This window comes from Sinorhizobium fredii USDA 257 (assembly GCF_000265205.3).
Lineage (GTDB): Bacteria > Pseudomonadota > Alphaproteobacteria > Rhizobiales > Rhizobiaceae > Sinorhizobium > Sinorhizobium fredii_B.
The window spans coordinates 1-5,600 of sequence record NT_187159.1 but is presented as its reverse complement, the minus strand read 5'-3'; the positions used below and the strand labels follow the sequence as shown (position 1 = coordinate 5,600).

Here is a 5,600-nt window from a genome sequence, read left to right as displayed (position 1 = left end):
CCCTATCTGCTGTTCGTGTCCCGGCGCGATATCAACCGTAACGTCATCGATCTCAGCTACGACAAGATCAGCGACTACTCCGGCATCAGCCGCAAGAAGATCCCCGACGCGCTGACATTCCTGTCTGTGAACGGGCTTATCCGCAGCGAACGTCAGCGCAGCGACATCAATGACTTTGCCGTTTCGAACTCTTACCGCCTATCCTTTCTCGAATCCTATCGACATGGTGGCACAACGGGACGCGCTGAAATCGATGCGGTTCGCGCGCAGAACGAATTCTAGTTCTCACCAGTCAAAGCCGATCTCAGGGGTTTGCCCAAGTCTGGGACAGCGGCTCGAAGCAGAATGGAAACTGGTCGACATGGAAGACAAAGTAGCCAGACCAATCGCGCAACCCATTGTCGGTAAGAGAGCGTCATATCCGTTCCAGGTCTCCATCGCATGCTGGATTGATCTGCTGGGTTATGGCGGCATGATTGCAGCCGCGGATTTCAATCCGCTTCACATCAAATCAAGGGAAGCGTTAAGGCGGCTCCGCGATTTTCATAAAGTCGTTGCAAGCCACAGTGCGCGCCATTTTCCGACGCTGGTCATGAACGACGGAGCAGTCGCCTATCGCGATCTTTCGCTGAGATCGCCGTCGGTAACGTTCGATTTCCTGATACGCTCGTGGGAACTGTTCAGCGAAATCAAATCCCTCGAAGCCGCCGCCGGACATCCCGGCGCGCGCATGGTTTTGGCCTGCGGATTTCGCATGCGCGGCCGGCGGGCCGGCATGGATGCCTCGGCTGGCCAGTTGCGATCCATACTCGCCCGATTGCAGGAGGGTCGGATCAACACTGAACAGGCCGTTCGTGAAGCGGCATCAGTGCGCCCCACCTTTGACATCATCCCGCAACTCCAGGCGAACTTTGCCTTTACCAAGGCCTATGTCGCCGAGTCGTCAGGAAAGGCGGGCGGGATCGGCGGTGCAAATTTCTACGTCGATCTGGCGATTTTCGATCAACCAGGGCTGGGCTGGATTACGCTTGGCGAACCAATCAATTGGTCGCATCCAAGGCTCGGCCTGTCGGCAGACTTTGCGCCCGTACTGGGCGTCAATTGGCGAGATCGGGCGCCCGTTGCCCCTGAGGGCGTTCGCGATGGTCTGCAGATCGCTGAACAGCTGACCGGTGATCCCAACGTTCTTCACGCCCTGAGGCAAGCCAAGAAGATATAGAAGTGCGCCTGGGTGGCCTGTACGCCTTGAAGGCGCACACCATTGACGACAAGAGGAGTTACGCCTATATTCTGTTGGAAGATGGAGGCTGACATGCCGAGCATAGCGAACGAGAACAGCGAACGTATGAGTTTGAGGGTGCCTGCCACGGCCAAGGCTAAACTCGTACGCGCTGCGGCACTTCGTAATACCGATCTGACGGATTTCGTGACGCAATCCGCGCTGCGAGAAGCAGAGGCTGTGATCGAGGAAGCCGAGACGATCAAAGTGTCGAAGCGCGATCATCTTCGCATTCTTGAGCTTCTGGAAAATCCGCCTAAACCTAACGCCAAGCTGCGCGCGGCGATTGCCGGTTTGCCTGGCAGCCTATGACTTTACCTGCATGGCATGAGGAACCGATCGCTAAGTCTCACGGTCGGGCAGTTTTCGATTGCGGCGACGGTCAGATGAACGAGTTTTTGCTCCGCTTTGCTCGACAGAGCCATGAGCAGAATGCCTCGAAAACCTTCTGTGCTATCGACGACGCAGTGCCCGGCCGTATTCTTGGGTTCTATACGATCGCGCCCTCGGCAGTCGAGCATGCGACTGTGCCAGATGCAATGACACGCGGTCTTTCCCGCCATGACGTGCCAGGCTTCAAGCTCGCGCGATTGGCTACCGACCGCGCGGTTGCCGGGCAGGGACTGGGAGGCCGGCTCCTAGCCGCCGCCGCGCTCCGCTGCCTGCGACTTGCAGGAGAGGGCGGGGGACTTTTACTGATCATCGATGCCAAAGGCGAGCGAGCCGCCAACTGGTACGCTTCCTATGGTGCCGAACCGCTAAAGGACAAGCCGCTAACTCTCGTAATGCCGCTCATCACCTTCGCGGCCGACTTGCGTGCTAGAGGTCTCCTTTGATCCCGTATGGCGCGGGAATACGATTGATTCGCCAAAGCGAACTATCGCATCGTGATGATCATCTTGAGGATAAGCTATATCACCAATGACCATATGGCGAGCCGGGCGCCTGCGGCGGCCCGGCTAGAGAGGAAAAAGGCCGAAGCGGCCTTCATCAGCCATTCCGGAGAAATGAACGACCCGATTGCCGAGTTCGACATCGGACGGCGGATCCATGTTCTCAACGATGATGGCTTGTCGGTCGCTCTCGAGGCCGAGAAGGTACCTGTAAAAGTTCCCATTTAGATTGGTGTCGCTGAGATCGTCCTCTGCACTATCGGGTTCGCGGTAAGAAAGCAGAGGAGAGTCAAGCACAACGATCCCGGGGTGAGGCAGATCATTGTCGGCGCAATATTGCATAAGAGAAATCGTAAACGCCGACTGCGTAATGGCCCTGAGCCCTTTTCCGTAGGACGTTCTCGCTTTCCCGGACACCACAAGATCTTTGGCGGTTGTGTCGAAGTGCACCTGCTCGACTGCCGGGAAACCCCATTGCCGGAGCACGCTCTCAACACGTTCAGCGAACGGGGCGACCACGGTATTTGTCAGGCGATTGTTGGATGTGGCATCGCCTGCCCCCCTTTCGTTCTGCCGTTCCAGGTTGGCCTTGCGACTGGTGAGATCATTCAGATTGCTGAAGAGACCGAGCGCTTCGCGTACATTCGCGCCCTTGTCCGCGAGCTCCTTGTATGTTGCGCGTTGTCTTCTAAGGTCAGGTGATACAACGGTCTCGATCTCAATCGAGAGTTCGCTCAGTGAATTCCTCATATTGGGAAGCGATTTCCGAATTGATTGCGCCTCCGCGTTCAACGCGGCGATTGTAGTCGTCAGCTCGGATTGCCGAGACTCGATTTTTTGCATCTCCGCCTCGGCCGCTGCGACGGTCACCGCTACATCGCCGTGGCAGACCGCGGTGGGATCGTGATGGTCGGGCGAAGCACCGCATGTCGGGCAGACCTCCTGTTGGAGAACCGAAAAAAAGCTACCCGCCTCGCGGATACCTAAGAGGCGCTCATAGTCCGAAACGTAGTGGTCCCGTAGAAGATTGAAGCGGTCAAGCAGAGTGGCAATTTCCGTGTATCGATCGTTGGTAATCTCGAGCTTTTGGATGATGGCCCGCCTTCTGGAGGAGATCGCCTTGAATTTTTCCTCGGTGAAGGCGAGCTGTTCGGCGCGATTGTCCATCGCTCTCGTAAGCCGCTCCTCCTGACCAGACAGTTCGTCGCGTGAGCCGGATATTGTCGTGATACGTTTCTGAGCGTCCGCGATAAGCTGATCGAGAAGATCGATTTGGGCCAGTCGCTTCTGGTCTTCGGGGGACGTGCTTTTGCGTGACAGGAGCGCTGTTTCATCGACGCCGGTCAACAACATCGTGAAGACGGACGTATTTGCCGTATTCGCCGTATAGTTCCCATCGGACAAGGGCGAACGCTTCTGGATGATCTCCTCCTCGTTGACGATCGCCAGCCGCGCAATGTTTCGGAAGCTCAGCGCCTGAGTTTCATCCGTTGCGTTCTTTTTGATCCGCTTGCCTGCAAGGCCGATCTTGGAGAGAAGAAACGACGAGAGGTTCGTTTCATCGCGCTCGTTGTGAATTTCGCCAAGGGGACTCCCCTCAGCATCCGGGATCGACGTGTGCAGACCCTCGAATGCCTGGAACCGTCCACCGGCCATGCTTCGAAGCAATGTCGTTTCCGATCCGTCGTCGAAAGCAATCGCAAGCAGTACGCGATCATAGCCGTTCGCCTGCGGGATATCGGGAAGAGGGCCCTTGCCACCGAGCATAAAATCGATCGCTTCGACAATATAGGACTTCCCGGTGTCGGAAGCCCCATAGACGACGTTGAGGCCGGACTGAAACGAAACGACCGGCGGTTCTTTTCCCGAGCCGTGAAAGGAAAGGTGACGGATCTGGAAGCCTGAATATGTCATTATGTCGGTCCGGATGCTTCATCTTGAAATTCAGAGACCCAGTTGCTGAGAAGATCGCGCATCAGATCGTCAAAAGCCTCATCGTTGTAGTCCTGGAAGTAACCAGCGAGCCATTCGGCGCGCTCGTACAATTGGCGGAGATATGGCGTCTGAAGCGCGGTGACAAAAAACTCCGCATTGTCTCCGGCCTGAAACAGGATCCCACTTTCATCGACAACCTGCTCGACTAGCCCTCGGGACATCATCAGGGCTACGGCAGATTGAACGGACTTTCTTCGGACCTGCGTGACAGGTGACATGATCGGTGTCGGGGGATGCAGGTCGGCGGGTCCATCGAGGACACTGGTTCGCACGACAAGATAATCCATCGCGGTCAGCCGGTTCAGATCTACCGCCCGGGGGAAATGCGCGTGCAGAACGAAGACGGCCCTCACACCCGTTTCGAGCGAACCGTTGAAAGCCGAGGCCGTAGGCATTAGCGGCGCCATGTCAGCTTCCCATCGTTCGCAAGCTGATGACAGATTCCCCGACGGTCGGTGGGAGAAGCGCTTCTGTTCAAAGGATGAGCGTCAAGAACCAAGGACTGCGCTTTCTCGGTTACGGCGACGACGCGCGCATATCCGTCCGAGTGTTCGCCGTCGTGAGTGTCCAGGACCCCGTCCAGTATCTCGGTCTGCAACCCCTCGAAAGTACCAGGCTCCACTTTCTCGCGCACGAAGACCCGCAGGGACTCCGCATGATAAAAGGCCTCGCGAGAGCGATGAAAATGGGATTTCAAATTCCCCCACTTGTCGAGATGCGAGACCGAGGCAATCGTCTCGCCTTTGTGCTCTGCATAGGCATCGAGCAGCTTGCTTGTATAGGTCGCCTCCGTCTCTCCGATCTCGACAGGGACAGCGTCGGGCCGCGGACGGGAGGGCAATCCGCCACCGAAGCGGCCGATGTGATAGCGCGTTCTGGAATGGGCTTCGATGATCGTTCGAGGTTGCTCGGCCGAAAAGATCCGAAAATCGAAATCCCCGACATAGTCGAGAAACTTTCCCTCTAGGGTGACCGGCCCGGTCGAGGTGATTTTTCCGGAGATGGCTTTGTCCCATTCCGCAAGAACCTTCGCTTTCAGCTTGTTCGCATTGGAGAGCAACAGCGACAACGATGTCGAAGCGCCTTTCGGCGCGATGAACCGGCATGCTCTCGGAGCTTTGTATTCTCCTGAGAAAGAGTACCAGAGCATCTTCCCGATCTCAGGCGCGACCACGCCGAAACTCAAGGGTGAAGTATAGTGCTTGCACTGGTGATTGTCCCAGATGCCGAGCAGCTGGTCGGCGTCACAGAAGCCAGCAATATCGATGCCTTTGTCTCCTGCACCGGTCGGCCGCATAACGTTGACATATGTGGTTTTGAGCGAATGGACCCATTCGTCAATGAACGTTTCCCATTCGCTGGCTTCATAAATCTGGATGATCTTGAGAGGGTCAATCTTTGGCCCGTTCTCGAAATCGCTTGCCAAGAGGATT

7 protein-coding genes are annotated in these 5,600 nt (G+C 56.6%); 4 read left to right on the top strand and 3 right to left on the bottom strand.

The window, feature by feature from the left end; translation table 11 throughout:
• From USDA257_RS36870 to USDA257_RS32840, 4 genes are all read left to right on the top strand, one after another.
• Positions 1-282, top strand: a 282-nt coding sequence (locus tag USDA257_RS36870) for a hypothetical protein (RefSeq protein ID WP_041415771.1), incomplete at its 5' end; no start/stop codon positions are given.
• Positions 283-361: 79 nt separating this feature from the next.
• Positions 362-1,219 (top strand): hypothetical protein, encoded by an 858-nt coding sequence (locus tag USDA257_RS32850; RefSeq protein ID WP_014857794.1) that lies wholly within the window; start codon positions 362-364, stop codon positions 1,217-1,219.
• A 93-nt stretch (positions 1,220-1,312) separates the two neighbouring features.
• On the top strand, positions 1,313-1,591 hold the full coding sequence (locus USDA257_RS32845; protein ID WP_015633362.1) for a type II toxin-antitoxin system TacA family antitoxin: 279 nt from the start codon (positions 1,313-1,315) through the stop codon (positions 1,589-1,591).
• Entirely contained in the window at positions 1,588-2,115 is a 528-nt protein-coding gene (locus USDA257_RS32840) for a hypothetical protein (RefSeq protein WP_014857792.1), read from the top strand. Before USDA257_RS32845 ends, USDA257_RS32840 begins: the two co-directional genes overlap by 4 nt.
• A 123-nt stretch (positions 2,116-2,238) precedes the next feature.
• Here the strand turns inward: USDA257_RS32840 and USDA257_RS32835 are convergent, their stop codons facing one another.
• The 3 genes from USDA257_RS32835 to USDA257_RS32825 form a co-directional block, all read right to left on the bottom strand.
• A complete protein-coding gene (locus USDA257_RS32835) occupies positions 2,239-3,939 on the bottom strand; it encodes a hypothetical protein (RefSeq protein ID WP_332908284.1) in 1,701 nt (566 codons plus the stop codon).
• Positions 3,940-4,085: 146 nt separating this feature from the next.
• Positions 4,086-4,574: an ABC-three component system middle component 2 gene (locus USDA257_RS32830; protein WP_015633363.1), complete on the bottom strand. Its 489-nt coding sequence runs from the start codon at positions 4,572-4,574 to the stop codon at positions 4,086-4,088.
• On the bottom strand, positions 4,562-5,593 hold the full coding sequence (locus USDA257_RS32825; protein WP_014857789.1) for an ABC-three component system protein: 1,032 nt from the start codon (positions 5,591-5,593) through the stop codon (positions 4,562-4,564). The genes USDA257_RS32830 and USDA257_RS32825 overlap by 13 nt, the downstream gene beginning before the upstream one ends.
• Positions 5,594-5,600: the final 7 nt, after the last annotated feature.